Source organism: Nonomuraea sp. NPDC049758 (assembly GCF_040674635.1).
Classification (GTDB): domain Bacteria; phylum Actinomycetota; class Actinomycetes; order Streptosporangiales; family Streptosporangiaceae; genus Nonomuraea.
In genome coordinates this window covers 130,175-155,229 of sequence record NZ_JBFAMZ010000008.1, presented here as the reverse complement: position 1 = coordinate 155,229, position 25,055 = coordinate 130,175, and the positions used below count along the sequence as shown (strand labels likewise).

General features: G+C 73.8%; 21 protein-coding genes. 15 read left to right on the top strand and 6 right to left on the bottom strand.

All coding sequences use genetic code 11. From position 1 onward, the window contains the following. Positions 1 to 31: 31 nt before the first annotated feature. The 4 genes from AB0J46_RS22635 to AB0J46_RS22620 all read left to right on the top strand — a co-directional run bounded on the left by AB0J46_RS22635 (position 32) and on the right by AB0J46_RS22620 (position 4,818). Complete coding sequence (locus AB0J46_RS22635; protein WP_364335032.1) at positions 32 to 1,132, top strand: right-handed parallel beta-helix repeat-containing protein; 1,101 nt, start codon at positions 32 to 34, stop codon at positions 1,130 to 1,132. Between the two features lie 255 nt (positions 1,133 to 1,387). Beyond that, positions 1,388 to 2,695 carry a discoidin domain-containing protein gene (locus AB0J46_RS22630; RefSeq protein WP_364335030.1) on the top strand — a complete coding sequence of 436 codons (1,308 nt, stop codon included), beginning with the start codon at positions 1,388 to 1,390 and terminating at the stop codon, positions 2,693 to 2,695. Then, complete coding sequence (locus AB0J46_RS22625) at positions 2,696 to 3,886, top strand: MFS transporter (protein WP_364335028.1); 1,191 nt, start codon at positions 2,696 to 2,698, stop codon at positions 3,884 to 3,886. After that, on the top strand, positions 3,883 to 4,818 hold the full coding sequence (locus tag AB0J46_RS22620; RefSeq protein WP_364335026.1) for a hypothetical protein: 936 nt from the start codon (positions 3,883 to 3,885) through the stop codon (positions 4,816 to 4,818). Before AB0J46_RS22625 ends, AB0J46_RS22620 begins: the two co-directional genes overlap by 4 nt. A 31-nt stretch (positions 4,819 to 4,849) precedes the next feature. Here the strand turns inward: AB0J46_RS22620 and AB0J46_RS22615 are convergent, their stop codons facing one another. Then, a complete protein-coding gene (locus AB0J46_RS22615; RefSeq protein ID WP_364335024.1) occupies positions 4,850 to 5,473 on the bottom strand; it encodes a response regulator transcription factor in 624 nt (207 codons plus the stop codon). After that, positions 5,470 to 6,666 carry a histidine kinase gene (locus AB0J46_RS22610; RefSeq protein ID WP_364335022.1) on the bottom strand — a complete coding sequence of 399 codons (1,197 nt, stop codon included), beginning with the start codon at positions 6,664 to 6,666 and terminating at the stop codon, positions 5,470 to 5,472. The genes AB0J46_RS22615 and AB0J46_RS22610 overlap by 4 nt, the downstream gene beginning before the upstream one ends. A 200-nt stretch (positions 6,667 to 6,866) precedes the next feature. Between AB0J46_RS22610 and AB0J46_RS22605 the strand changes: the two genes are divergently transcribed. The 5 genes from AB0J46_RS22605 to katG all read left to right on the top strand — a co-directional run bounded on the left by AB0J46_RS22605 (position 6,867) and on the right by katG (position 12,832). After that, complete coding sequence (locus tag AB0J46_RS22605; protein ID WP_364335020.1) at positions 6,867 to 7,424, top strand: heme-binding protein; 558 nt, start codon at positions 6,867 to 6,869, stop codon at positions 7,422 to 7,424. Positions 7,425 to 7,480: 56 nt separating this feature from the next. Then, positions 7,481 to 8,155, top strand: coding sequence for an ankyrin repeat domain-containing protein (locus AB0J46_RS22600; RefSeq protein ID WP_364335018.1), 675 nt, complete (start codon positions 7,481 to 7,483; stop codon positions 8,153 to 8,155). Positions 8,156 to 8,410: 255 nt separating this feature from the next. Beyond that, complete coding sequence (locus AB0J46_RS22595) at positions 8,411 to 10,036, top strand: ABC-F family ATP-binding cassette domain-containing protein (protein ID WP_364335016.1); 1,626 nt, start codon at positions 8,411 to 8,413, stop codon at positions 10,034 to 10,036. Positions 10,037 to 10,131: 95 nt separating this feature from the next. Further along, positions 10,132 to 10,569, top strand: a complete 438-nt coding sequence (locus tag AB0J46_RS22590; RefSeq protein ID WP_352327424.1) for a Fur family transcriptional regulator — start codon at positions 10,132 to 10,134, stop codon at positions 10,567 to 10,569. Positions 10,570 to 10,603: 34 nt separating this feature from the next. After that, positions 10,604 to 12,832, top strand: a complete 2,229-nt coding sequence (katG, locus tag AB0J46_RS22585; RefSeq protein ID WP_364335014.1) for a catalase/peroxidase HPI — start codon at positions 10,604 to 10,606, stop codon at positions 12,830 to 12,832. A gap of 105 nt (positions 12,833 to 12,937) precedes the next feature. Here the strand turns inward: katG and AB0J46_RS22580 are convergent, their stop codons facing one another. Then, on the bottom strand, positions 12,938 to 13,525 hold the full coding sequence (locus AB0J46_RS22580) for a TetR family transcriptional regulator (RefSeq protein WP_364335012.1): 588 nt from the start codon (positions 13,523 to 13,525) through the stop codon (positions 12,938 to 12,940). A 110-nt stretch (positions 13,526 to 13,635) separates the two neighbouring features. Here AB0J46_RS22580 and AB0J46_RS22575 point away from each other — a divergent pair, with 110 nt between their 5' ends. After that, on the top strand, positions 13,636 to 15,879 hold the full coding sequence (locus tag AB0J46_RS22575; protein WP_364335010.1) for an arylsulfatase: 2,244 nt from the start codon (positions 13,636 to 13,638) through the stop codon (positions 15,877 to 15,879). Positions 15,880 to 16,076: 197 nt separating this feature from the next. Then, positions 16,077 to 17,261, top strand: coding sequence for an MFS transporter (locus tag AB0J46_RS22570; protein ID WP_364335008.1), 1,185 nt, complete (start codon positions 16,077 to 16,079; stop codon positions 17,259 to 17,261). 20 nt (positions 17,262 to 17,281) lie between these two features. Here AB0J46_RS22570 and AB0J46_RS22565 read toward each other — a convergent pair whose 3' ends face one another. Genes AB0J46_RS22565 through AB0J46_RS22555 form a run of 3 tightly spaced genes read right to left on the bottom strand, consistent with a single transcriptional unit; the run spans position 17,282 to position 19,468 of the window. Beyond that, complete coding sequence (locus AB0J46_RS22565; protein WP_364335006.1) at positions 17,282 to 17,614, bottom strand: metalloregulator ArsR/SmtB family transcription factor; 333 nt, start codon at positions 17,612 to 17,614, stop codon at positions 17,282 to 17,284. Continuing rightward, positions 17,601 to 18,032: an SRPBCC domain-containing protein gene (locus tag AB0J46_RS22560; RefSeq protein WP_364335004.1), complete on the bottom strand. Its 432-nt coding sequence runs from the start codon at positions 18,030 to 18,032 to the stop codon at positions 17,601 to 17,603. The genes AB0J46_RS22565 and AB0J46_RS22560 overlap by 14 nt, the downstream gene beginning before the upstream one ends. 59 nt (positions 18,033 to 18,091) lie before the next feature. Next, positions 18,092 to 19,468 (bottom strand): MFS transporter, encoded by a 1,377-nt coding sequence (locus AB0J46_RS22555; RefSeq protein WP_364335002.1) that lies wholly within the window; start codon positions 19,466 to 19,468, stop codon positions 18,092 to 18,094. 123 nt (positions 19,469 to 19,591) lie between these two features. Here AB0J46_RS22555 and AB0J46_RS22550 point away from each other — a divergent pair, with 123 nt between their 5' ends. Genes AB0J46_RS22550 through AB0J46_RS22535 form a run of 4 tightly spaced genes read left to right on the top strand, consistent with a single transcriptional unit; the run spans position 19,592 to position 25,053 of the window. Beyond that, on the top strand, positions 19,592 to 20,356 hold the full coding sequence (locus tag AB0J46_RS22550; RefSeq protein ID WP_364335001.1) for an IclR family transcriptional regulator: 765 nt from the start codon (positions 19,592 to 19,594) through the stop codon (positions 20,354 to 20,356). Between the two features lie 25 nt (positions 20,357 to 20,381). Further along, a complete protein-coding gene (locus tag AB0J46_RS22545; RefSeq protein ID WP_358011110.1) occupies positions 20,382 to 21,230 on the top strand; it encodes a fumarylacetoacetate hydrolase family protein in 849 nt (282 codons plus the stop codon). Beyond that, entirely contained in the window at positions 21,230 to 22,243 is a 1,014-nt protein-coding gene (locus AB0J46_RS22540; RefSeq protein ID WP_364334999.1) for an alcohol dehydrogenase catalytic domain-containing protein, read from the top strand. Before AB0J46_RS22545 ends, AB0J46_RS22540 begins: the two co-directional genes overlap by 1 nt. 20 nt (positions 22,244 to 22,263) lie before the next feature. Next, the gene (locus tag AB0J46_RS22535; protein WP_364334997.1) at positions 22,264 to 25,053 is read left to right on the top strand and encodes an FAD-binding and (Fe-S)-binding domain-containing protein; all 2,790 of its coding nucleotides are present in this window, start codon (positions 22,264 to 22,266) and stop codon (positions 25,051 to 25,053) included. Positions 25,054 to 25,055: the final 2 nt, after the last annotated feature.

Below are 25,055 nucleotides of genomic sequence, written 5' to 3'. Positions count from 1 at the left end.
CGGGCACGGCCCCCCGAAGGGAGGAACCCCCATGAGACGGGCCCTGCTGACCGGCCTGCTGCCACTCCTGCTCGCCGCTCCGGCCGCCGCGATGCCACCTGCCGGAGCGGTGGTCGGTGCCGAAGTGGCCGAAGCGGGCGAGAAGACCGCGAGGGCCGCGGTGGTCGAGGTGGCCACGGCGGCCCAGCTCGCCGGGGCGCTGGCCGCGGCGGTTCCCGGCCAGACCATCAGGCTCGCGTCCGGCGAGTACCACGGCGCCTTCGTCGCCCGGCGCCCCGGAACGTCCGCCGCCCCGATCACGCTGACCGGACCGGCGGACGCCGTCCTGGTCAACGACGGTCCCTCCGGCGCCGCACCGTCCTGCCCCATGCCCGGCGGCGGCTGGGACTCCGGCTACGGGCTGTGGCTGTACGAGGCGCCGTACTGGCGGCTCACCGGGTTCACCGTCAAGGACTCCAAGAAGGGCGTCGTCCTGGACGCCTCCCCGCACGTGGTCATCGACGGCGTGTACGTGCACCACGTCGAGGACGAGGGCGTGCACTTCCGGCGCAGCTCGTCCGACGGCGTGCTGCGCGACTCCCGCATCACCCACACCGGCCTCGTCCAGCCCGGGTACGGCGAGGGCGTCTACCTCGGCTCGGCCGGCTCCAACTGGGGCTGCCACGGCAACACCGGCGGCGCGGACCGCTCGGACCGCGTCCAGGTCATCGGGAACACCATCGGCCCGTACGTCGCCGCCGAGCACATCGACGTCAAGGAGGGCACCAGCGGCGGCCTGATCAGCGGCAACACCTTCGACGGCACCGGCGTCAGCGGCCAGAACTCCGCCGACTCCTGGGTGGACGTCAAGGGCTCCGGCTACACCATCGAGAACAACACCGGCACGTTCGCCCCGCCCGGCACCTTCGCCAACGGCTACGAGACGCACAATCCGGCCACGACGCCGTCCTTCCTCAACGGTTGCGGGAACGTCTGGCGCGGCAACCGGTCCGATCTCGGCGGCGTCGGCGGGTACGCCATCAAGATCACCTCGACGTCGAAGTGCGCGGCCGATCCCAACGTCGTGCGCTCCTCCAACACCGTCACCGGCGCCACCCGCGGGCTGACGAACATCCCGGTGACCCCGGGCTGACGGTTCGTTCAGGACCAGCCGCCCGGCCACCGGGCGGCGCCCTCGACGTGCCGCGCGCCGCCCAGGTGAACCCCGCCCAACGGGGTTAAGAAACCTTCCTAACTTCATTGACAGCCCTCAGCGCCCTGCGCCACGATCCCGGTAAGCGGCTCGGCGCGGCTTCCTTCCCCAGGATGTGACGCGCTCAGCGAAAGACCTCCTGCCCCGGCCGCCCACCGGACCGTGCTCCGATCTCTCACCCCCAGGAGAATCGCCATGTCCAGAGTCCGCCTGGCCGTCATGGCCGTGATCGGCCTGCTGGCCGGCCTGCTCGTGGCCGCCAACGCCTCGGCCGGCACCGCCGAGACGCTGCTGTCACAGGGCAAACCCGCCACCTCCTCCTCCAAGGAAGCCACCTCCTACGCCGCCGCCAAGGCCTTCGACGGCGACCTCGCCGCCACCCGGTGGGCCTCGGCCGAAGGCCACGACCCCGAATGGCTGCGCGTCGACCTCGGCGCCGCCCAGCAGATCAGCAGGGTCAAGCTGACCTGGGAGGACGCCTACGCCACGTCGTACAAGATCCAGACCTCCCCGGACGGGAGCGCCTGGACCGACGTCTACTCCACCACCACCGGCGACGGCGGCGTGGACGACCTCACCCTGACCGCCACCGGCCGCTACGTCCGCATGTACGGGACCGCGCGCGGCACCGACTACGGCTACTCCCTGTGGGAGATGCAGGTCTACGGCGGCGGCACCCAGCCCACCGACCCGCCGGGCGACACGTTCGTCGTGGCCGCCGCCGGTGACATCGCCGAGCAGTGCACCGCGAGCTCCTCCTCCTGCGTGCACCCGAAGACGGCCGCCCTGGTCGAGTCGATGAACCCCGAGTTCGTCATCACCATGGGCGACAACCAGTACGACGACGCCCTGCTGTCGGACTTCCGCAACTACTACGACAAGACGTGGGGCAGGTTCAAGGCCAAGACCCACCCGGTCCCCGGCAACCACGAGACCTACGACCCGGCCGGATCGGAAGCCGGGTACAAGTCGTACTTCGGCGCCATCGCCTTCCCGCAGGGCAAGAGCTACTACAGCTACGACCGGGGCAACTGGCACTTCGTCGCGCTCGACTCCAACCACTTCGACCAGTCCGCCCAGCTCACCTGGCTCAAGAGCGACCTCGCCGCGACCACCAAGCCGTGCGTGGCGGCGTACTGGCACCACCCGCTGTTCAGCTCCGGCGAGCACGGCAACGACCCCGTCTCCAAGCCCGTGTGGCAGGCCCTGTACGCGGCCGGCGCCGAGTTCGTGCTCAACGGGCACGACCACCACTACGAGCGGTTCGGGCCGCAGAACCCCAGCGCCCAGGCCGACACCGCGAAGGGCATCGTCGAGGTGCTCGGCGGGATGGGCGGCGCGTCGCCGTACCAGATCGAGAACGTGCAGCCGAACAGCCAGAAGCGGCTGAGCGGCACGTTCGGCGTGCTGAAGCTGACCTTCACCGGCAGCACGTTCGGCTGGCAGCTGATCGGGACCGACGGCTCGGTCAAGGACAGCAGCCCGACCTACTCCTGCCACTAGATGTACATCTCGCTCCTCGGCACCCGGCTGACCAGGGCGGTGCCCGCCAACGTGGTGGCGCTCGGCCTGGTCAGCCTGGTCACGGACGTCTCGTCGGAGATGGTCACCGCGGTGCTGCCGCTGTACCTGGTGGGCACGCTCGGGCTCAGCCTGGTGCAGTTCGGCCTGCTGGACGGCCTGTACTTCGGCGTCACCGCGCTGGTCAGGCTGGCCGGCGGGCACGCCGCCGACCGGTGGAGCCGCCGCAAGCTGGTCGCCGGGCTCGGGTACGGGCTCTCGGCCGTCTGCAAGCTGGGCCTGCTCGCGGCCGGCGGGTCGGCCGCCGCGCTCGGCCTGGTGCTGGCCGCCGACCGCACCGGCAAGGGGCTGCGCACCGCGCCCCGGGACGCCCTCATCACCCTGAGCGCCCCGCCCGACCGGCTGGGCGGCGCGTTCGGGGTGCACCGGGCGATGGACACCGTGGGCGCCTTCCTCGGGCCGCTGGCCGCCTTCGCGGTGCTGACGGCGACGGCCGGCGCCTACGACGCGGTGTTCGTGACGAGCTTCTGCGTGGCCGCGCTGGCCGTGCTGCTGCTGGTCCTGTACGTACGGGACCGGCGCGGCCCGCTGACCATCCGCGTCCGGCTGCGGGCGGCGGTGACGCGGGAACCCGGGTTCCGCCGGGCCTGCCTGGTGGCGGTCGCGCTCGGCCTGGTCACGGTCAGCGACTCGTTCGTCTACCTCGTGCTGCAGCGGCGGCTGGCGATCGCGCCCGAGCTGTTCCCGCTGCTGCCGCTCGGCACGGCGGGCGCGTACCTGCTGCTCGCCGTGCCGCTCGGCCGGCTGGCGGACCGGTTCGGGCGCGCGGCGGTGTTCGTCGCCGGGCACGTGGCGCTGCTCGCGGTCTACCTGGTGCTGATGGGCCCGGGCTGGCTGCTGCCCGCGCTGCTGCTGCACGGCCTGTTCTACGCCGCCACCGACGGGGTGCTGATGGCCCTGACCGGGCCGATGCTGCCCGAGAGCGCGCGCACCGGCGGGCTGGCGCTGCTGCAGACCGGGCAGGCCACGGCCCGGATGGTGTCGTCCATCCTGTTCGGCCTGTTGTGGGCGGGGACGGGGGAGGGGCCGGCGCTGGCGGTGATGGCCGCGGGGCTGGTGACGGCGTCCGCGATCGCGTGGCGGGCGCTGCGATCACAAGGAGGTCGTCCATGAGACGGGTGCTCGTGCTCCTGGCCGCGGTGGTCCTGCTGGCGGGCGGCGCGACCGCGTACGCCACCTGGGCGGCGTCCTCGCGCCAGGCCGGGCCCGCCGTCGCGGGCTTCGACACCGGCGAGCCGGGCCGGGTGCTGGTGCGCAGCGGCGGACGCGTCGCCTCCGTGCCGCTCGCCGACCCGGGCGCGCCGCCGCGGGTCAGCTCCCGGGCCTGCGACCGCTTCTACACGGCGAACGGCACCACCCTCTGCCTGGTCACCCGGCCCGGCCCGCTGCCGAAGACCGAGGCGCTCGTCCTGGACCGGTCGCTCAAGGAGACCCGCCGGATCAACCTGGCCGGCGTCCCGAGCCGGGCCCGCGTGTCGGCCAGCGGCCGGATGGCCTCCTGGACGGTGTTCGTCACCGGCGACTCCTACAGCACCGGCGGCTTCTCCACCTGGACCGGCATCCTCGACACCCGGACCGGCTACCTCATCACCAACATGGAGGACATCCCGCTCTACCTCGACGGCCGCCGCTACCACTCGGCCGACGTCAACTACTGGGGGGTCACGTTCGCCGCCGACGACAACCGCTTCTACGCGACCGTCTCGACCAAGGGCAGGACGTACCTGGTGGAGGGCGACTTCGGGGCCTGGCGGGCGCGCGCGCTCAGGGAGAACGCCGAGTGCCCGTCCCTGTCGCCGGACGGGACCCGGCTGGTGTTCAAGAAACGCGTCTCGCCGGGCCCGTGGCGGCTGCACCTGCTGGACCTGGCCACGATGCGGGAGACCCCGCTGGGGGAGCGGGCCAGCATCGACGACCAGGCCGCCTGGCTGGACGACCGCACCGTCATGTACGCCAAGGACGGCGACGTGTGGGCGGCCGACGTCGGCGGCGGCCCGCCCCGACGGCTGATCCCCGGCGCGAGCTCTCCGGCCGCCGTGCGCTGACCCACGGGCCCCTGCGTCCGGGGGCCGGTGGTCAGGGGAGCCGGATGAGACGCCGCTCGACCGCGGCCGTGACCGCGGCCGTGCGCGTGTCCACGCCGAGCTTGTCGTAGATGTGCACCAGGTGGGTCTTGACCGTCGCCTCGGTGATGTAGAGCCGCCGGGCGATCTCCCGGTTGCTCGCCCCGCTGGCCAGCAGCTCCAGCAGCTCGACCTCGCGGGCGCTCAGCGCCGGGCCCGGCTCGCGCATGCGCCGCATCATCCGGGTCGCCACCTTGGCCGACAACACGCTCTCGCCCCTGGCCGCGGCCCGGATGCCCTGGAACAGCTCCTCCGGCGGGCAGGCCTTGAGCAGGTAGCCGATGGCCCCCGCGTCGACGGCCCGCATGATGTCGGCGTCGCTCTCGTACGTCGTCAGCACCAGCACCTGCGGCGGCGCGGGCAGCTCGCGGACCCGCCGGGTGACCTCCACGCCGTCGACGCCCTCGCCGAGCTGCAGGTCCATGAGGACGACGTCGGGGGAGCAGGCGGCGACGCCGCGCAACGCCTCGGCGCCGTCGGCCGCCTCGCCGACGATCTCCATGTCGGGCTCGCCGCCGAGCAGCGCCACCAGCCCCGCCCGGACCACCGGATGGTCGTCGACCAGGAACAACCTCATGCCTCACCGCCGTCCAGGGCCCGCGGCGGCCAGGCGGCGGGCACCCGGGCCGCGACCGCCGTGCCCTCGCCGGGCGCGCTCTCGACGACCAGGACGCCGTGCACCTCCGCCAGCCGGTCGCGCATCGCCCGCAACCCGTAGCCGCGGCCGGGAGCGGGGGCCGGTTCGGCGAAGCCGACGCCGTCGTCGAACACGTCGAGCGTCACCTCGCCGTCGAGGTAGGACAGCGTCACCGTGACCGTCACCCCGGCCGCCGGGCCCGCCGCCGGGGCGGCGTGGTCGCGGACGTTGGCCAGCGCCGCCTGCGCCACCCGCAGCAGCGCCGCCTGCACCTCCGGCGCCAGCGGGTACTCCTCGCCCGCCAGCCGGAAACGCACCCGCGGCCCGGTCTCGCCGGCGTCCGCGCAGAGCCGGGCGAGGGCCTCGGGCAGCGTGACGTCCACCAGGCCGGGCGGCTGGAGGTCGCGGACGAACCGCCGCGCCTCGGCCAGGTTGTCGGCGGCGGCCGCGGCGGCCCGCCGTACGTGGGCGCGGGCCTGGGCCGGGTCGGTGGCCCACATGCGGTCGGCGGCCTGGAGCAGGATGCCCATGCTGGTCAGGCCCTGGGCGAGGGTGTCGTGGATCTCCCTGGCCAGCCGCTCGCGCTCCTCCAGGACGCCAGTGCGGTGACGGGAGTCGGCCAGCGTGCCGCGGGTGCTGATCAGGTCGTCGATGAGCAGCTGCCGGGCGGCGCTCTCGCGCTGCAGCTCGCCGAAGATCACCGCCGTCATGGCCGCGATGCCGACCGGCGCGAGGATCAGGCTGACGTCGAGCTCGCGGGCGATCTCCAGCTGGGCCACGATCACCACCAGGGTCAGCGCCGCGGCGGCCACCGCGAAGCCGTGCGCGTTGAGCAGCCGCAGGCACAGGAAGAGCAGGGGGACCGCGCACCAGCTGAACGACGGCGCCAGCACCACCAGCGCCAGCCACACCGCCGCCACGCCGCCCAGCCAGACCAGCCGCCCCTGACGGCCCAGCCGGTGCCACCAGACGATCCCGGCCGCGTAGGCCAGCGCGAGCAGGCCGCAGACGGCCAGCGACGTCGCCGTCTGGGCGCTCATGCCGTGACGGGACACCAGCCGCAGGGCCGAGGCGGCGAGCAGCAGGTAGAAGCCGACGTGCATGGCCCAGTTGAGCCAGGTGCGCTCCCTCATGGCCCTCCCCGTCGCCGCGCCCTTCGACACTATCCCGTGCCCGAGAATGGCCCCCACCAGGGCGGCGGCGCATCAACCGATCGGTTGACCCGGCGCTCGACCGCTCGGCGCGCGGGGATCGCCCGTGCTCCCGATGGCCCGCGGCGGCCCGCCCGGAAACCTGGAGGTGTCCGACTTCGCCCTGACGAACTGGAGAAACCATGAACATCCGTACTCGCCTGGTCGCCGGCTCGCTGTCGGGGCTGGCCGTGCTGGCCGGCGCCGTCGCCGCCACCTCGCCCGCCCAGGCCGCCGACGCCGCCCACGGCGCTCGGGTCGCCCGGGTCGCCGCGGCCGAGCCCGTCGTGCAGACCGGCACGCTCTCCGCCGACGCCGCGCTGAAGATCGCCGACGCCGCCCTGAAGGAGGCCGTCAAGCAGAAGCAGCGCGTCACCGTCGTGATCGTCGACCGGTCCGGCGCGACCCGGCTGGTGCTCAAGGGCGACGGCGCGGGCCCGCAGACCGAGGAGTCGGCCCGGCGCAAGGCGTTCACCGCGGTCTCCTTCGGCCGGACGACGTCCGAGCTGGGCAAGGGCATCAACGGCGGCGGGCCGTCCATCGCCGACATCCCGGGCACCCTCTTCCTCGGCGGCGGCGTGCCGGTCGCCTCGGGCGGCGCCCCCGTCGCGGGCATCGGCGTCGGCGGCGCCCCCAGCGGCGACATCGACGAGTCCATCGCCCAGGCGGGCCTCAAGGCGGTCGCCGGTCAGCTGCGCTGACCGGCTGGACCGGCCCCGGCGCGCCGCCGGAGGCGGGCGGACGGAAGGATGAGGGGATGAACCGCCGAGCCATCCTGACCTGGGGACTCGGTCTGATGCTCGCGGCCTGCGGCGGGCGCGAGGTGAAGGGAGCGGGAATGGCCGACGAGGAACTGCTGGCGGGAGCCGTGCGCGGGGACGCCGCCGCCGTCCGGGACGCGCTCGGCGCCGGGGCCGACGTCGAGGCCCGCGACGGGCAACGCCGCACGGCCCTGCTGCTCGCGGCGGCGGCCGACCATGTCGAGGTGGCCAAGGTGCTCGTCGCGGCGGGCGCCGACCCCGACGCCCAGGACGCCAGGCAGGACACCCCCTGGCTGGTCACCGGCGTCACCGGGAGCGTGGCGATGCTCAAGGCGCTGCTGCCCGCCGGGCCCGACCTGACCAGGCGCAACCGGTACGGAGGCGTCTCCCTCATCCCCGCCTGCGAGCGCGGGCACGTCGAGTACGTGCGCGAGGTGCTGAAGACCGGCATCGACGTCGACCACGTCAACGACCTGGGCTGGACGGGCCTGCTGGAGGCGGTCATCCTGGGCGACGGCGGCGAGCGCCACCAGGAGGTCGTGCGGCTGCTCATCGCCGCGGGCGCCGACGTCGACCTGGCCGACCGCGACGGCGTCACGCCGCTCGCCCACGCCGTCTCCAAGGGCCAGAGGCAAGTGGCCGCCCTGCTCCGCGCAGCCGGAGCCCACTGACGCGACGGGGGGTCGGCCTCGGTGTGGGCGTGCAGGAGGCAGACGCCTGCTATGGTGTGAAATGGTTGTGATTCTCAGCTAGGAGACCAGACATGGCAGGTGACGACGACATCTCCGGGTGATACCGGAGGTTGATCGGCCCCGGCGTGAGCGCGTGAGCGCCGCCGGTGTGGCCGCGTTCGTCGTTTCCCGAATCCCTGTCCTTTCACCGGGCGGCTTCGGCATGCCCGCGTTCTCCGTCGAGGTCTTCTTCACATGTCCGACGCGTTCATCGTCTGCTCCAACCTGTCCTTCTCCTGGCCTGACGACACCCCCGTCTTCAGCGACCTGTCCTTCAGCGTGCCCGGTGGCCGTACCGGCCTGGTCGCCCCCAACGGCGCCGGCAAGAGCACGCTGCTCAAGCTGATCGCCGGGGAGTACCGGCCGCGCTCGGGCGGCGTGTCCGTCAACGGCGTGCTCGGCTACCTGCCGCAGAGCCTGCCGCTGGCCGGCGACCTGACCGTGGCCGAGGTCCTGGGCATCGCCCCGGTGATCGCCGCGCTCAACGCCATCGAGGCGGGCGACACCGCCGAGGAGCACTTCACCACCATCGGCAACGACTGGGACATCGAGGAGCGCACCCGTGCCCAGCTCGACCGGCTCGGGCTCGGCCACCTCGACTTCGCCCGCACCCTGCGCACGCTGAGCGGCGGGCAGATCGTCTCGCTCGGCCTGGCCGCGCAGCTGCTCCGGCGTCCTGACGTGCTGCTGCTCGACGAGCCCACGAACAACCTCGACCTCGACGCCCGCAACCGGCTGCACGCCGTGCTCGGCGACTGGAAGGGCTGCCTGCTCGTGGTCAGCCACGACCGCGCCCTGCTCGACCGCATGGACCGCATCGCCGAGCTCGACCGGGGCGAGGTGCGCTTCTACGGCGGCGACTTCACCGCCTACGAGGAGGCCGTACGAACCGGGCAGGAGGCCGCCGAGCGCAACGTGCGCACGGCCGAGCAGGAGCTCAAGCGCGAGAAGCGGGAGATGCAGCAGGCCCGCGAGCGCGCCGAGCGCAGGGCCGGCAACGCCGCCCGCAACCTCAAGAACGCCGGCCTGCCGCGCATCTTCGCCGGGAACATGAAGCGCGGCGCCCAGGAGTCGGCCGGCCGGGCGGGCCAGACGCACGCCGCCCGCGTCAGCGACGCCAAGGCCCGGCTGGACGAGGCGGGCCGCGCCCTGCGCGACGACCAGCGCATCTCCCTGCAACTGCCGGGCACCAACGTGCCCGCCGGGCGCACGGTCTTCCAGGGCGAGCACCTCATGGCCCGCGGCCTGTTCGCCGAGCCCGGCATCGACCTGGTCGTCCGCGGGCCCGAGCGCATCGCGCTGACCGGCCCCAACGGCGCCGGCAAGTCCACGCTGCTGCGCCTGATCACCGGCGACCTGGAGCCCGACGGCGGCACCGCCAGGCGGGCCGACGGCCGGGTGGCCTACCTGTCGCAGCGGCTCGACCTGCTCGACGACGACCTCACCGTCGCCGAGAACCTGGCCGCCTTCGCCCCCGCGATGCCGGCCGCCGAGCGGATGAACCTGCTGGCCCGCTTCCTGTTCCGGGGAGCGCGCGCCCATCTGCGGGTAGGTGTGCTGTCGGGCGGCGAACGGCTGCGCGCCACGCTGGCCTGCGTGTTGTGCGCGGAGCCGGCGCCCCAGCTGCTGCTGCTGGACGAGCCGACCAACAACCTCGACCTGGTCAGCGTGGGCCAGCTGGAGAGCGCGCTCGGCGCGTACGAGGGGGCGTTCGTGGTGGTCAGCCACGACGAGCGGTTCCTGGCGGAGATCCGGGTGGACCGCAGGCTGGAGCTGTCCGGCGGGCGGCTGCTGGAGGGCGGCGGGCCGGAGCTGGGGTGACGTCCCCTGTAGGGGGCTATTTCCGGACATATTACTAAACTTGGATGGTTCGTTCTCTTGTGTCATTCAGGTTTGTATAGGTAGGTTTGGCGGCTATGACCGCATCGAAGGCTCCGACGACCGCCGAGGAGCTGCGCGGCGCCGGGCTGCGGGTGACCGCCGCCCGGGTCGCGCTGCTCGAGACCGTCCGCGAGGGTGACCACCTCGGGGTCGAGGCGATCGCCTCCGGGGTGCGCGAGCGCGTGGGTCATATCTCGTTGCAGGCCGTGTACGACGCCCTCCACGCGCTGGCCGCCGCGGGGCTCGTCCGCCGCCTCGACCCCCCGGGCAGCTCGGCCCTGTACGAGGGCCGCGTCGGGGACAACCACCACCATCTCGTGTGCCGGTCCTGCGGCGCCGTGGCCGACGTCGACTGCGCCGTCGGCCACGCCCCCTGCCTGACCGCCTCCGACGACCGCGGCTTCGCCATCGACGAGGCCGAGGTCATCTATTGGGGCCTGTGCCCCGCCTGCTCCACCGGCAGCAGTTCCTGAGCACCCAGATTCCGCCTCGTCCGGAAGGATTCCCATGTCTGAGAACCATGATGCGATCGTCACAGACGCCAAGTCGGAGGACTCGGGCGGCTGTCCGGTCGCGCACGAGCGCGCCCCGCACCCGACCCAGGGCGGCGGCAACCGCCAGTGGTGGCCGGAGCGGCTCAACGTCAAGATCCTGGCCAAGAACCCGGCCGTGGCCAACCCGTTCGGCGAGGACTTCGACTACGCCGCGGAGTTCAAGACGCTCGACCTCGCGGCCGTCAAGCGGGACATCGCCGAGGTGCTGACGACCTCGCAGGACTGGTGGCCGGCCGACTTCGGCCACTACGGCCCGTTCATGATCCGGATGGCCTGGCACAGCGCGGGCACGTACCGCATCAGCGACGGACGCGGCGGCGCCGGCGCCGGGCAGCAGCGCTTCGCGCCGCTCAACAGCTGGCCCGACAACGGCAACCTGGACAAGGCCCGCCGCCTGCTGTGGCCGGTCAAGAAGAAGTACGGCCGCAAGATCTCCTGGGCCGACCTGCTGATCCTCACCGGCAACGTGGCCCTGGAGTCGATGGGCTTCAAGACCTTCGGCTACGCCGGCGGCCGCGTGGACGCCTGGGAGCCCGACGAGGACGTCTACTGGGGCCCCGAGTCCACCTGGCTCGGCGACCAGCGCTACACCGGCGACCGCGAGCTGGAGAACCCGCTGGCCGCGGTCCAGATGGGCCTCATCTACGTCAACCCCGAGGGCCCCAACGGCAACCCCGACCCGCTGGCGGCGGCCCGCGACATCCGCGAGACCTTCCGCCGCATGGCGATGAACGACGAGGAGACCGCCGCCCTCATCGTGGGCGGTCACACCTTCGGCAAGACGCACGGCGCCGGCCCGGCCGACCACGTCGGCCCCGACCCCGAGGCCGCCCCGATCGAGCAGATGGGCCTCGGCTGGCGCAACACCTTCGGCACCGGCAAGGGCGGCGACGCCATCACCAGCGGCCTTGAGGGCATCTGGACGAACACCCCCACGACCTGGGACAACAGCTTCCTGGAGATCCTGTACGGCTACGAGTGGGAGCTGTTCAAGAGCCCCGCCGGAGCCAACCAGTGGCGGCCGAAGGACGGCGCCGGCGCCGGCACCGTGCCCGACGCCCACGACCCGGCCAAGCGGCACGCCCCGACGATGCTGACGACCGACCTGGCCCTGCGCGTGGACCCGATCTACGAGCAGATCACCCGCCGCTGGCTGGAGCACCCCGACGAGCTCGCCGACGCCTTCGCCCGCGCCTGGTACAAGCTCACCCACCGCGACATGGGCCCGCGCGCCCGCTACCTCGGCCCGGAGGTCCCGGCCGAGACGCTGCTGTGGCAGGACCCGCTGCCCGCGGTGACGCACGAGCTCGTCGACGCGGCCGACGTCGCCGCGCTCAAGGAGCAGATCCTCGCCACGGGGCTGTCGGTGTCCGAGCTGGTCTCCACCGCGTGGGCCTCGGCGTCCTCCTTCCGCGGCAGCGACAAGCGCGGCGGCGCGGACGGCGCACGCATCCGCCTGCAGCCGCAGAGCGCGTGGGAGGTCAACGACCCCGACCGGCTGGCGACCGTGCTGGGCACGCTGGAGGGCGTCCAGAAGGCGTTCAACGGCGCCCAGACCGGCGGCAAGCAGGTCTCGCTGGCCGACCTGATCGTGCTGGCCGGGTGCGCGGGCGTCGAGCGGGCCGCCAAGGAGGCCGGCTTCGACGTCCAGGTGCCCTTCACGCCGGGACGCGCGGACGCCACGCAGGAGCAGACCGACGTGGAGTCGTTCGCCGCGCTGGAGCCGGTCGCCGACGGGTTCCGCAACTACCTCGGCAAGGGCAACCGGCTTCCGGCCGAGTACCTGCTGCTCGACCGGGCCAACCTGCTGACGCTGAGCGCGCCGGAGATGACCGTCCTCGTGGGCGGCCTGCGGGTGCTGGGCGCCAACCACCGGCAGTCGACGCTCGGCGTCCTCACCACGACCCCGGGGACGCTGACCAACGACTTCTTCGTCAACCTGCTCGACCTGGGCACGACGTGGCACTCGACCGAGGACGCCAACGTCTTCGAGGCCCGCGACGCCGCCACCGGCGAGGTGCGGTGGACCGGCACCCGCGCCGACCTCGTCTTCGGGGCGAACTCCGAGCTGCGCGCGGTCGCCGAGGTCTATGCCGGCGACGACGCCAAGGAGAAGTTCGTCCGTGACTTCGTCGCGGCGTGGGACAAGGTCATGAACCTCGACCGGTTCGACCTGGCCTGAGCGTGACCGGAACGCCCGGGGCGGCCGCCCCGGGCGTTCCGCGTGCCCGGAGACTCGCGTGGTGGGCCGGGACGCCTTCCGCCGCGGCGCGGGCCCTCCCGGACGTCAGGCGGTGAGCAGGGCCTCGGCGGTGACGCGCAGGTCGGCGACGGCCGCCGCGGCCCGCCCGGCGTCGAGGGCGGGGTCGCACAGGCGCTGCTCCAGGTCGGCCAGCACCACGACGACGTGCAGGTTGAGCACCCGCAGGCGCTCCCGCGTCAGGCCGGGCAGCCGCCGCCGCAGCAGGACGGCCAGCTCGGCGACCCCGGGATGGTGGTCGCTGGAGTAGGGCCAGGAGCGGTAGCCGCCGGACAACACGTAACGGCTGGTGAAGCGCAGGTACCAGCTCGTGCCCCGGTGGGCGAGCACGTGCTCGGCCAGCGGGGCCAGGTACGCCGCGACCAGGGCGGGAAGGTCCTGCTCCAGGCCGCGGGCGCGCAGGTCGTCGATCAGCTCGCGGCGGCGCTCGTTGAGGGGGGTCATGCGGTGGGCGTACAGGGCGTCGATCAGGCCGGCCTTGCCGTCGAAGTGGTACTGGACCGCCGAATGGTTGCCCTGCCCGGCCGCGACGGCGATCTCCCGGAGCGAGACGTCGAGGCCGCGCTCGGCGAAGAGCCGCTCGGCCGCCAGGAGAATCTTCTCTTTGGCCTGCATTCCCACCTTTTCCAGATCACCGAGGTATCGTCGCGAATTAAGACAACCTGTCTTACTCTCGTGCCGTCTGCTGTCCAAGACCGTACGCCTCTCCTGGCAGGAGCCTCGCCGTGACCGCAGAACCGATCTTCCGGCGGGCCGGCCGCCCGCCGGAGCACGCTCCGAACGTCCTCGCCGTCGTCCTGGACGACACCGGCTTCGCCCAGCTCGGCTGCTTCGGCTCCGGCATCGACACGCCGCACATCGACCGGCTCGCGGCCGGCGGCCTGCGCTACAACCGGTTCCACGTGACCGCGCTGTGCTCGCCGTCGCGCGCCTGCTTCCTCACCGGGCGCAACCACCACGCCGTCGGCATGGGCTTCCTCGCCGACATCCCGCTCGACCACCCCGGCTACACCGCCCGCATCCCGCGCTCGGCCGCGACCCTGCCGCGGATCCTGCGCGACCATGGCTACTCCACCATCGCCATCGGCAAGTGGCACCTCACGCCGCGCTACGAGCGCTCGGCCGCCGGCCCGTTCGGCCACTGGCCGCTCGGCCAGGGCTTCGAGCGCTACTACGGCTTCCTGCAGGGCGACACCAACCACTACGCGCCCAACCTCGTCCGGGACAACCACTACGTGGAGCCGCCCGCCACCCCGGAGGAGGGCTACCACCTCACCGAGGACCTCGTCACGCAGGCCGTCCGGCACCTCGACGACCAGCGCCACGCCGCCCCCGGCAAACCCTTCTTCCTCCACCTCGGCCTCGGCGCCACGCACTCCCCGCACCACGTCCCGCCCGAGTGGAGCGAGCCCTACCGGGGCCGCTTCGACCAGGGATGGGACGCCTGGCGGGAGGAGATCTTCCGGCGCCAGACCGAGACGGGCGTCGTCCCGCCCGGCACCGTGCTCACCCCGCGCCCGGACTGGGTGCCCGCCTGGGACGGCCTCCCCGCCGACCGGCGCCGCCTGTACGCCCGCCAGCAGGAGGTCTTCGCGGGCTTCCTCACCCACGCCGACGCCCAGCTCGGCCGCCTGATCGCCCACCTGGAGGAGACCGGGCGGCTCGACGACACCATCGTCGTGATCTTCTCCGACAACGGCGCCAGCGCCGAGGGCGGCGTGGACGGCAGCGTCAACGAGCACCGCTTCTCCGCCGGCATCCGCGAGTCCCCGCAGGACAACCTGGCCCACCACGACGACTGGGGCGGGCCGCGCACCTACAACCACTACGCGTGGGGCTGGGCGTGGGCCGGGAACACGCCGCTGCGGCTGTGGAAGCGCTACACCTGGCTCGGCGGCACCCGTACGCCGCTCATCGTGCACTGGCCGGCCGGGATCGGCGGCGGCGGCGCGGTGCGCGACCAGATCGTGCACGTCAACGACCTGTTCCCGACCCTGCTGGACGCGATCGGCATCCAGGCGCCCGACGTCGTGGACGGGATCGAGCAGCAGCCGGTGGACGGGGCCAGCTTCCTGGCCACCTTCGGCGACCCCGGGGCGCCCGCGCCGCGCACCACCCAGTACTTCGAGATGCTGGGCTCGCGCTCCCTCATCCACGGCCGCTGGAAGGTCACCACCGACCACGTGTCCACGGGCGTCCTGGACGAGGAGGAACTGCTCACCGGCAGCCGCGACCTCGACGCCGACCACTGGGCGCTGTTCGACCTGGCGGCCGACTTCTCCGAGGCGGCCGACGTGTCCGCCGGCCATCCGGAGGTGGTCGCCGAGCTGCGGCGGTTGTGGGACCGGGAGGCCGGGCGCAACAACGTCCTGCCCCTGTACGACGATCTCGTGGCCCGCCTCGGCGCGCTCATCGGGCCGGCCTGGCCGCCCGGCGACGACCGCACGTTCCGGCCCGGGGCCTCGCCCGTGTGCGACGAGTCGTTGCCGCTGCTGTTCGGCGGCTTCCGCTGGACGGCCGAGATCGAGGCGGCCCGCGAGCCCGAAGGCGTGCTGTTCGCGCTGGGCGACTGGAACGGCGGCTTCGCCCTGTACGTCACCGGAGGCCGCCTGGCCTTCACCTTCTCCCGCGCCGGGGAGCCGCTGGAGCTCACCGCCGACCGCCCTCTGCCCGCCGGCCGCCAGTCCGTGGACGTCGTCCACACCACGGGCCCCGCGGGTTCGGCGTTCCACCTGTCGCAGGGCGGGGTCGTGGTGGGCACCCTGGCGTTCGACGGCCTGCTGCCGGTCGCGCTCCAGCACGGCGGGGCCGGGCTGCGGCTCGGCCACGACCTCGGGCTGCCCGTCTCCGGCCGGTACCGCGTCCCGGCCCGGTGGAACGGGCGGCTGCTCTCGGTCCGGCTCAGGACGCCGGGCGCCGCGACCCCCGACCTGCTCGCCGGCCTGCGGACCGCGCTCCACGCCGACTGACGGCGTGGCCGGGGCGCGGCTGACGGTGGGGTCCGAAGGGCTGGCGGTGTGGTCCGGGGCGGTAGACGGTGGGGTCCGAGGGCTGGCGGTGTGGGCCGGGGGCGGTTGACGGTGTGGTCCGAAATCGGCCGGTGCCGGGGGCGTCGTGGCTGGTTGGCTGGTTCGCCGTAGATCAACCCCTGTCCTGGAACGGAACCATGGCCACCACCACCCTCGCCCCGCCGCGCCCGCCGCTGATCTCCTGGCTCGCGGTCGCCTCGATCACCCTCGGCATCTTCGCCATCGTCACCAGCGAGATCCTGCCCATCGGCCTGCTGACGACCATCGGCGCCGACTTCCGCGTCACCGACGGCACCGCGGGGCTGACCATGACGTTGCCGGGCTTCGTGGCCGCGGTCGCGGCGCCCGTCCTGACCGTGGCCACCGCCCGGCTGGACCGCCGGGTGATGCTCTGCGTCCTGATGGCGGTGCTGGCCGCCGCCGACGTGCTGGCGGCCGTGGCCGGGGCCTACTGGGTGGTGCTGGCCTCGCGGGTGCTCGTCGGGCTCACCATCGGCGGCTTCTGGTCGATCGCGGCGGGGCTGGCGTCCCGGCTGGTGCCGCCGGCCGCCGTGGGCACCGCGACGGCGGTGATCTTCTCGGCCGTGCCGCTGGGCTCGGTGCTCGGGGTGCCGGCCGGAACCTTCATCGGCCACCTGGCGGGCTGGCGGACGGCGTTCCTGGTCCTGGCCGGGCTCTCGGTCCTCGTGCTGGTCGCGCTGCTGCGCGTGCTGCCGCCGCTGCCCGCCCGCCAGGTCACCGGCGCGCGCGTCCTGCTGGACCTGCTGCGGGTCCGCGGCACCGGGATCGCCCTGCTGGGCACGTTCCTCGTCGTGCTGGCGCACTTCGGCACCTACACCTACGTCACGCCGTTCCTGGAGCACGTCACCCGTCTGTCCCCGGCCGCCGTCAGCGCCGCCCTGCTGGCCTACGGCGCGGCGGGCATCGCGGGCAACTTCCTGGCCGGACGGGCCGTGGCCACCGCACCCCGCCTGGCCTTCGCGGTCTGCGGCGGCCTGATCGCGGCGGCCACCCTGCTGCTGCCCCTGGCCGGCACCTCGCCGGCGGGCGCGGTCGTGCTGCTGGTGTTGTGGGGGCTGGCCTACGGGGGAGTGCCGGTCTGCTCCCAGACGTGGTTCCTGCGGGCCGCGCCCGGCGCGCCGGAGGCGGCGACCGTCGTGTTCACCTCGTCGTTCCAGGCGACCTTCGCGCTCGGCGCGCTGGTGGGCGGCACGGTCGTCGACGCCTTCTCGGTCTCGGCCGCGATGGTCGCGGGCGGGCTGGTCGCGCTCGTGATGGCCGGGTCGTTCTCCTGGCTCACCCGTCCCCGCCGGGCCGCGTGAGCGGGGGAGGGGACGGACGGTCAGCCGTCGAGGTGGTCGCGCAGGGCGTCGAGGCGGCCGTCCCAGTCGCTGGCCAGCGCGGCCAGGAACTGCTGGGCCACCCGCATCGGAGCCGAGCGCAGCCGGTAGCGGACGCGGCGGCGCTCGCCGGGCTCGGCCGTGACCAGACCGGCCTCGCCCAGCAGCGTCAGGTGCTTGGCGATCGCCTGCCGGGTGATCGGCAGGCGGGCGGCCAGGTCGGTCGCCGTGGCCGGGCCCCGGGCGGCCAGCTCGGCCAGGACGGCACGCCGGCTCGGGTCGGCCAGGGCGACGAAGACCTGCTCGGCGACCGCCTCGATGTCAGGCGGCGTCAAGGTGCCCGGCCAGCTCGCCCAGCTCGCTCGCCCACCCCTCGGTGTGGGCGTCGTACGCCTTGCGGTGGTGGTCGTCCGGCAACTGGGCGAAGCCGGTCTCGATGACGGTCAGCCGGGTGCCCGCGCCGGCCGGTTCGAGGGTGAACTCGACGTACGTGCGGCGCGGGTCGCCCTCCGGCATGCCGAAGACCGGCCAGGTGAAGCCGAACACCGACGGCTCCTCCACGCGCTCCACGCGCAGGTCGACGGTGTGCCCGTCGCTCCAGCTCATCCGCGCCGGCCCGCCGGGACGCAGCTCGATCGCCGCCTCCTGGCCGAACCAGGCGGCCAGCCCCTCGGGGGTGGTGAGCGCCGCCCACACCTTGCCTGGCGGATGGGCGAGCTCGACGGTGCGCTCGACCCGATCGGGGAATCCCATGACGACCTCCATATGCAGCAGGGAAAAGGTTGCCACACCTTGTGGCGAGAGGTGGACGGTCACCGCTCCGGCCGTGCGTTCCGGCGCAGGCCGTAGGAGATGAGGACGACGGCGGCGAGCGTCACCGCGACGTCCACCAGCAGGGCCAGGCGGATGCCGGCCGGCTCCCCGGCGCGCGTGGCGGCGACCGCGCCCAGCAGCGGGATGCCGACGGTGACGGCCACCTGCTGCGTCATCGACGTCAGCCCGGTCGCCAGCCCCTGCTCCTCGTCCGGCAGGCCCGAGGTGCCGGTGACGGTGTAGGCGACGATCGCGGTGACGTGCCCGAAGAAGCCGACGAACAGAGCGGGGACGAGGATCGCCAGGACCGTCCAGCCGGTCCCGAGGAAGACGGCGGGAAGCGTCGCCAGCGCCTGGACCGTCATGCCGACGACCAGGACGCGGCGGCTGCCGTAGCGTCCGACGAACCGCCCGGCGATCACCCCGGCGACCACCGAGGGCAGCCCGGGGATGCCGAACACCAGGCCGGTGACCAGCGGCGACAGGCCCAGCACCCGCTGGAGGTACACCGTCACCAGGAAGATCATGGCCGGCTCCATCGTGAAGATGACGAACCCGGCGAAGTTCCCCCACTTCACCGTGGGCCGCCGCAGGATGCGCACCGGCGCGAGCGGCGCGGGCGCGCGCAGCTCGATCAGCCAGAACGCGCCCAGCAGCAGCACGCCCGCGACGGCCGCCAGGAGGTTCGTCTCGACGGCCGCGTAGATCACCGCCAGCAGGCCGCCGGTCACGGTGACCGCGCCGGGCAGGTCGAGCCGCACCCGCTCCGGCAGCACGCTCTCCCGGATCAGGAACGGCGTCAGCACCACGATCGCCACCGCGACCGGCACGTTGAACAGGAACGCCGCCCGCCAGCTCAGCAGGCTGACCAGGGCGCCGCCGAGCAGCGCGCCGACGGTGAAGCCGCCGGACAGCAGGGCGCCGTTCAGCCCGAGGACGCGGGCGCGCAGCGGGCCCTCCTTGAAGGTGGTGGTGAGCAGCGACAACGCGGCGGGGACCGTCATGGCCGTGGCCAGGCCCTGCAGCACCCGGGCGGTCAGGAGCGTCGCGGGCCCGCCGGCGAAGCCGCCGAGCAGGGAGGCCCCGGCCAGCAGGACCATGCCGGCGAGGAACAGCCTCCGCCTGCCGAACAGGTCGGCCGTCCGGCCGAACACCAGGGTGAACCCGGCCGCCGGCAACGCGTACGCCGAGGTGATCCAGGGCCACTGGGCCGGGGCCAGCCCGACGCCCGCGCCGGTCTGGGGAAGGGCGACGTTCAGGATCGAGAAGTCGACGGCCAGCATGAAACCGGCGCCGAGCAGGACGAACGCGATCAACCGCTGTCTGCCGTCGAGGCGCGGCGGGGCGGCCTCGACGGTCGCGACAGGAACACTCATGGCGGCCTCCCAGTAATTGCAACCGAACGGTTGCCACATTATGGCAACCGGTTGGTTGCGTCAATGCTGGGAGAGATCAGGGCAAACTTCCGTTTTCCGGAACGGTGGTCTAACCTTCGGAACATGTCCGACGGTGACGCCAAGCTGGTGGGGGCCGACCGCGTGCTGGCCGTGCTGGCCGAGCTCGCCCGGCACCCCGACGGGATCGGCCTGGAGGAGATGGCCCGCGCCGTGTCCAGCCCGAAGCCGACCGCCCACCGCGCCCTGGCCGCGCTGCGCCGCGCCGGGCTCGCCGTCCAGAACGGTCACGGCCGGTACGTGCTCGGCGACGAGTTCCTGCGCATGGCCTTCGCCCACCACGAGGCCCGGCCCGACCACGTCCGGGTCACCCCGATCCTCCAGGCGCTGTGCGACCGCTACGGCGAGACCGTGCACTACGCGGTGCTGGAGGACACGTCGGTGGTCTACCGGTCCAAGCTCGACCCGCCGTCCGGCGCGGTCCGGCTGACATCGGTCGTCGGCGGGCGCAACCCGGCCCACTGCACCGCCGTCGGCAAGATGCTGCTGGCCGGGACGCTGCGGGACGAGGCCGCCGTGCGCGCCTGGGTGGGCGACCGGCGGCTGGAGCGGCCCACCGAACGCTCGGTCGGCACCGCCGAGGAGCTGCACGCCGAGCTGGTACGCGTCCGCGAGCAGGGTTACGCGGCCGACGACCAGGAGAACGAGCCGGGCGTCAACTGCGTGGCGGTCCCGGCGTACCTGACCTCGCCCACCGTGCCGAGCGGCGCGGTCAGCATCAGCGGCCTGGCCTACCGCACCCCCTTGAGCGTGCTCGTCGAGGACGTGCCGGCCATCCGCGCCGTCGTCGCCGGGCGCCACCTTCCCTGACCCGTACAGAACCGGAGAGATCCCCTTGTACCTCATGCGCATCGGCGCGCCCGGCGCCGAGAAGCCGGTCGTCCGCGTGGACGACGACCACTACGTCGACGTCTCCGACCTCACCCCCGACTTCGACGAGCGCTTCTTCGCCGCGGGCGGCCCCGCCCTGCTCGCCGAGCGGGTCGCCGCCGGCCCGCGGCAGGCGTTCGCCGGCGAGCGCGTCGGCGCGCCGATCGCCCGCCCGCACCAGATCCTGTGCATCGGCCTGAACTACCGCGACCACGCCGCCGAGACCGGCCAGGCCGTGCCCGCCGAGCCGATCCTGTTCACCAAGTCGCCCAACACCCTGGTCGGCCCGGACGACGACGTGCGCATCCCGCGCGGCGCCACCAAGACCGACTGGGAGGTGGAGCTCGGCATCGTGATCGGCCGCCGCACCTCCTACCTGGACTCGCCCGAGGAGGCCGCGGCCGCTATCGCCGGCTACTGCGTGGTCAACGACGTCAGCGAGCGGGCCTTCCAGATGGAACGCGGCGGCCAGTGGAGCAAGGGCAAGTCGGCCGAGACGTTCAACCCGGCCGGCCCCTGGCTGGTCACCCCCGACGAGCTGGCCGACGTCCGCAACCTCGGCATGTGGCTGGACGTCAACGGCGTGCGCCGCCAGACCGGCAGCACCAAGACGATGATCTTCGACCCGTACGTCATCGTGCACCACCTGAGCCAGTTCATGGTGCTGGAGCCCGGCGACCTGATCAACACCGGCACCCCGCCCGGCGTCGGCATGGGCCACGACCCGCAGATCTGGCTGCGGCCGGGCGACGTCATGGAGCTCGGCATCGACGGGCTCGGCAGCCAGCGCCAGCGGGTCGTGGAGCCCCGGTAGTGCGCGCGCTCGTCCTGACCGGGCCGGGCGCGGCCGAGGTCCAGGAGGTCGAGCCCCCCTCGGCGGGGCCCGGCCAGGTGGTCGTGGACGTCGAGCGCGCCGGCGTGTGCGGCACCGACATGGAGCTGTTCAGCGGCGGGATGAGCTACCTGCGCACCGGCCGCTCCCGCTACCCGCTGCGCCCCGGCCACGAGTGGTGCGGGCGCGTAGCGGAGCTGGGCGCGGGCGTGGACCCGTCGTGGCTGGGGCGGCGGGTCGTCGGCGACACTATGCTCGGCTGCGGGCGCTGCGACCGCTGCCGTCAGGGCCGCCACCACGTGTGCCCCGACCTGGCCGAGCTCGGCATCAGCCGGGGCGCCGCGGGAGCGCTGGCCGAGCGGCTCGCCGTCCCGGTCGCGGCGCTCCACCGGCTGCCCGATACGGTGGACGCTACCTCGGGCGCGCTGGTCGAGCCCGGTGGCAACGCCTTACGCGCCGTCCGCGCGGCGGGGCTGGAGGCGGGGGAGCGGTTGCTGGTTCTGGGCACGGGCACGATCGGCCTGCTGGCCGCGCTGTTCGCGCGCGCCGACGGGGCCGAGGTGCACCTCATGGGCCGCGCCGAGCCCGACCTGCGCCTGGCCGCGGGCCTCGGGTTCCGGCACGCCCATACCCGCGCGACGCTGCCCGACCTGCCCTGGCACGCCGTCATCGACGCCACCAACGCCGCCGCGATGCCCGCGCTCGCCCTCGGCCTGGCCGAACCCGCCCGCCGCGTCGTCTACATCGGCCTGGCCGGCACGCCGTCCACGCTCGACACCCGCGAGCTGGTGCTCAAGGACGTCACCGCGGTCGGCGTCCTGGGCGGCTCGGCGGGGCTGGCCGGGGCCATCGACGCCTACGCCGGCGGCTCGGTGGACGCCCGTCCGCTGGTGGCCGCCACGGTCGGGCTCGCCGAGACGGCCGGCGTGCTGGCCGGACGGCGACCGCCCGGCGCCGGCCCGGGGCCCAAGATCCACATCGATCCCCGGCAATGAACCTGGAAGAGAGCACGAGCATGACCCACCGTGAACCGCGACGGCTGAACGCGCCGGACGCCGCCGTCCTGGCGGCGGTCGAGACGGCCGTCCCGGGGATCACCCGCGCCCGCGCGAGCGACCGGCTCGGCATGGCCCACGACGCCTCCCACTACCTGCTGACCCCGCAGGCCGTGCTGGTGGCCGAGAGCGCCGGCCAGGTCGCCGCGCTGCTGCGCACCGGCCTGCCGCTGACCTTCCGCTCCGGCGGCACCAGCCTCAGCGGCCAGGGCGTCAGCGAGCACCTACTCGTGGACACCCGCCGGCACTTCCGCTCGATCGAGGTGCTCGACGACGGCGCCCGGGTACGCGTCCAGCCCGGCGCGGTGCTGCGGCAGGTCAACGCCCGCCTGGCCCCGTACGGGCGCAAGCTCGGCCCCGACCCGGCCAGCGAGTCGGCCTGCACGATCGGCGGCGTCGTCGCCAACAACTCCAGCGGCATGACCTGCGGCACGCACGCCAACACCTACCGGACGCTGGAGTCGATGACGCTGGTGCTGCCGAGCGGCACCGTCCTGGACACCGGCGCCCCCGACGCCGACGAGCGGCTGCGCGCCCTGGAACCCGACCTCGCGGCCGGCCTGGAACGGCTGCGCGACCGCGTCCGCGGCAACCCCGGTTCGGTGCGGCGCGTCCAGGAGCAGTTCTCGCTGAAGAACACCATGGGCTACGGCCTGAACAGCTTCCTCGACCACGACGGCCCGGCGCAGATCCTCGCCCACCTGGTCATCGGCAGCGAGGGCACCCTCGGCTTCGTCGCCGAGGCCGTCTTCCGCACCGTCCCGGCCCACCGCCTGGCCGCCACCGGCCTGCTCGTCTTCCCGACGCTGCGCGAGGCGATGGCCACGGTGCCGGAGCTGGTCGCCGCCGGGCCCGCCGCCGTCGAGCTGCTGGACGCCGAGTCGCTGCGCGTCGCTCAGACCGACCCCAAGGCCGACGAGACGCTGCGCGCGATGACCGTCGCCGAGCACGCCGCGCTGCTGGTCGAATGGCAGGAGTCCGACGCCGGGCTGCTCACCGAGCGGGAGCGGACCGCCGAGCGGGTCTTCGCCGGGCTGCGCCTGGCCGCCCCCGCCCGGCTGAGCAGGGAGGCCGGCGGCCGGGCCGCGCTGTGGCACATCCGCAAGGGCCTGTACGCCACCGTCGCCGGCGCCCGCCCCAGCGGCACCACCGCCCTGCTGGAGGACGTCGCCGTCCCCGTGCCCGCGCTGGCCGACCTGTGCGACGACCTGACCCGGCTGTTCGCCGAGCACCGCTACGAGCGCAGCGTCGTCTTCGGCCACGCCAAGGACGGCAACCTGCACTTCATGCTCAACGAGCGCTTCGCCACCGACCTCGACCGCTACGCCGAGTTCACCGAGGACATGGTGGAGGCCGTCCTGGCCAGGGGCGGCACGCTGAAGGCCGAGCACGGCACCGGCCGCGTCATGGCCCCGTTCGTGCGCCGCCAGTACGGCGACGAGCTGTACGAGGTGATGCGCGAGGTCAAACGCCTGTGCGACCCGGCCGGCACGCTCAACCCCGGCGTCGTCCTCACCGACGACCCCGAGGCCCACCTGCGCGACCTCAAGACCGTCGTCACCGTCGAGCCCGAGGTCGACCGCTGCGTCGAGTGCGGCTACTGCGAGCCCGTCTGCCCCAGCCGCGACCTGACCACCACCCCACGCCAGCGCATCGTGCTGCGCCGCGAGCTGGCCGCGGCGCAGGCGGCCGGCGACCACGCCCTGGCCCGCGAACTGGAAGACGCCTACGCCTACGACGCCGTGGACACCTGCGCCGTGGACGGCATGTGCGCCACCGCCTGCCCCGTCCTCATCAACACCGGCGACCTGACCAAACGCCTGCGCGCCGAACGCCACGGCCGCGCCGCCCGCGCGGGCTGGAAGAGCGCCGCCAAACACTGGGACGGCGTCACCCGCGCCATGAACCTGGCCCTCGACACCGCCGCCGCGGTCCCGCCCGCGCTGCCCGAGGCCGCCTCGCGCGCCGCCCGCGCCCTGGCCGGGGCGGACGACGTCCCGCGGTGGAGCCGCGACCTGCCGCGCGGCGGCACCAGGCGCCGCCCGTCCCCGGCGGACGACGCCGACGCCGTCTACCTGCCGTCCTGCCTGAACACGCTGTTCGCCCCCGCCGACGGCGGCCCCGGCGTGATGACCGCCTTCCAGCGCCTGGCCGCCCGCGCCGGCCTGACGCTGCACGTCCCGGAGAAGATCGCGAGCCTGTGCTGCGGCACCCCGTGGTCGTCCAAGGGCTTCGCCGGCGGCCACGAGGCCATGGGCGAGCGCGTCCGGGACGTGCTCGCGCGCGCCACCGACGGCGGCCGGCTGCCCGTGGTGAGCGACGCCGCCTCCTGCACCGAGGGTTACGCCCACCTGGTGCCCGGCCTTCAGGTGGTCGACGCGGTCGCCTTCACCGCCGAGCACGTCCTGCCCCGCCTGCCGCAGGCGCGCCGCCTGCCGTCGCTGGCGCTCCACCCGACCTGCTCCTCCACCCGCCTCGGCCTGGACGCCGCCGTCACCCGCCTCGCCGAGGCGGTCGCCGAGCAGGTCGTGATCCCGGACGGATGGCAGTGCTGCGGCTTCGCCGGCGACCGCGGCCTGCTGCACCCCGAGCTGACCGCCTCGGCCACCCGCGCCGAGGCCGCGTCGGTGGCCGAGGCGGGCTGCGCCGCGCACGCCTCGGTCAACCGCACCTGCGAGCTGGGCCTGACCCGCGCCACCGGCCAGACCTACCGGCATCTCCTGGAGCTCCTCGACGAGGCAACCGCCTGAGG

What these genes read in the sequence shown, in the direction of transcription:
- AB0J46_RS22605 (WP_364335020.1), top strand. Translation starts at nt 6,867, where the DNA reads ATGAACATCCGTACTCGCCTGGTCGCCGGCTCGCTGTCGGGGCTGGCC.
- AB0J46_RS22580 (WP_364335012.1), bottom strand. Translation starts at nt 13,525, where the DNA reads ATGCAGGCCAAAGAGAAGATTCTCCTGGCGGCCGAGCGGCTCTTCGCC.
- AB0J46_RS22610 (WP_364335022.1), bottom strand. Translation starts at nt 6,666, where the DNA reads ATGAGGGAGCGCACCTGGCTCAACTGGGCCATGCACGTCGGCTTCTAC.
- AB0J46_RS22595 (WP_364335016.1), top strand. Translation starts at nt 8,411, where the DNA reads ATGTCCGACGCGTTCATCGTCTGCTCCAACCTGTCCTTCTCCTGGCCT.
- AB0J46_RS22615 (WP_364335024.1), bottom strand. Translation starts at nt 5,473, where the DNA reads ATGAGGTTGTTCCTGGTCGACGACCATCCGGTGGTCCGGGCGGGGCTG.
- AB0J46_RS22535 (WP_364334997.1), top strand. Translation starts at nt 22,264, where the DNA reads ATGACCCACCGTGAACCGCGACGGCTGAACGCGCCGGACGCCGCCGTC.
- AB0J46_RS22555 (WP_364335002.1), bottom strand. Translation starts at nt 19,468, where the DNA reads ATGAGTGTTCCTGTCGCGACCGTCGAGGCCGCCCCGCCGCGCCTCGAC.
- AB0J46_RS22625 (WP_364335028.1), top strand. Translation starts at nt 2,696, where the DNA reads ATGTACATCTCGCTCCTCGGCACCCGGCTGACCAGGGCGGTGCCCGCC.
- AB0J46_RS22620 (WP_364335026.1), top strand. Translation starts at nt 3,883, where the DNA reads ATGAGACGGGTGCTCGTGCTCCTGGCCGCGGTGGTCCTGCTGGCGGGC.
- katG (WP_364335014.1), top strand. Translation starts at nt 10,604, where the DNA reads ATGTCTGAGAACCATGATGCGATCGTCACAGACGCCAAGTCGGAGGAC.
- AB0J46_RS22570 (WP_364335008.1), top strand. Translation starts at nt 16,077, where the DNA reads ATGGCCACCACCACCCTCGCCCCGCCGCGCCCGCCGCTGATCTCCTGG.
- AB0J46_RS22635 (WP_364335032.1), top strand. Translation starts at nt 32, where the DNA reads ATGAGACGGGCCCTGCTGACCGGCCTGCTGCCACTCCTGCTCGCCGCT.
- AB0J46_RS22600 (WP_364335018.1), top strand. Translation starts at nt 7,481, where the DNA reads ATGAACCGCCGAGCCATCCTGACCTGGGGACTCGGTCTGATGCTCGCG.
- AB0J46_RS22630 (WP_364335030.1), top strand. Translation starts at nt 1,388, where the DNA reads ATGTCCAGAGTCCGCCTGGCCGTCATGGCCGTGATCGGCCTGCTGGCC.
- AB0J46_RS22590 (WP_352327424.1), top strand. Translation starts at nt 10,132, where the DNA reads ATGACCGCATCGAAGGCTCCGACGACCGCCGAGGAGCTGCGCGGCGCC.
- AB0J46_RS22550 (WP_364335001.1), top strand. Translation starts at nt 19,592, where the DNA reads ATGTCCGACGGTGACGCCAAGCTGGTGGGGGCCGACCGCGTGCTGGCC.
- AB0J46_RS22560 (WP_364335004.1), bottom strand. Translation starts at nt 18,032, where the DNA reads ATGGGATTCCCCGATCGGGTCGAGCGCACCGTCGAGCTCGCCCATCCG.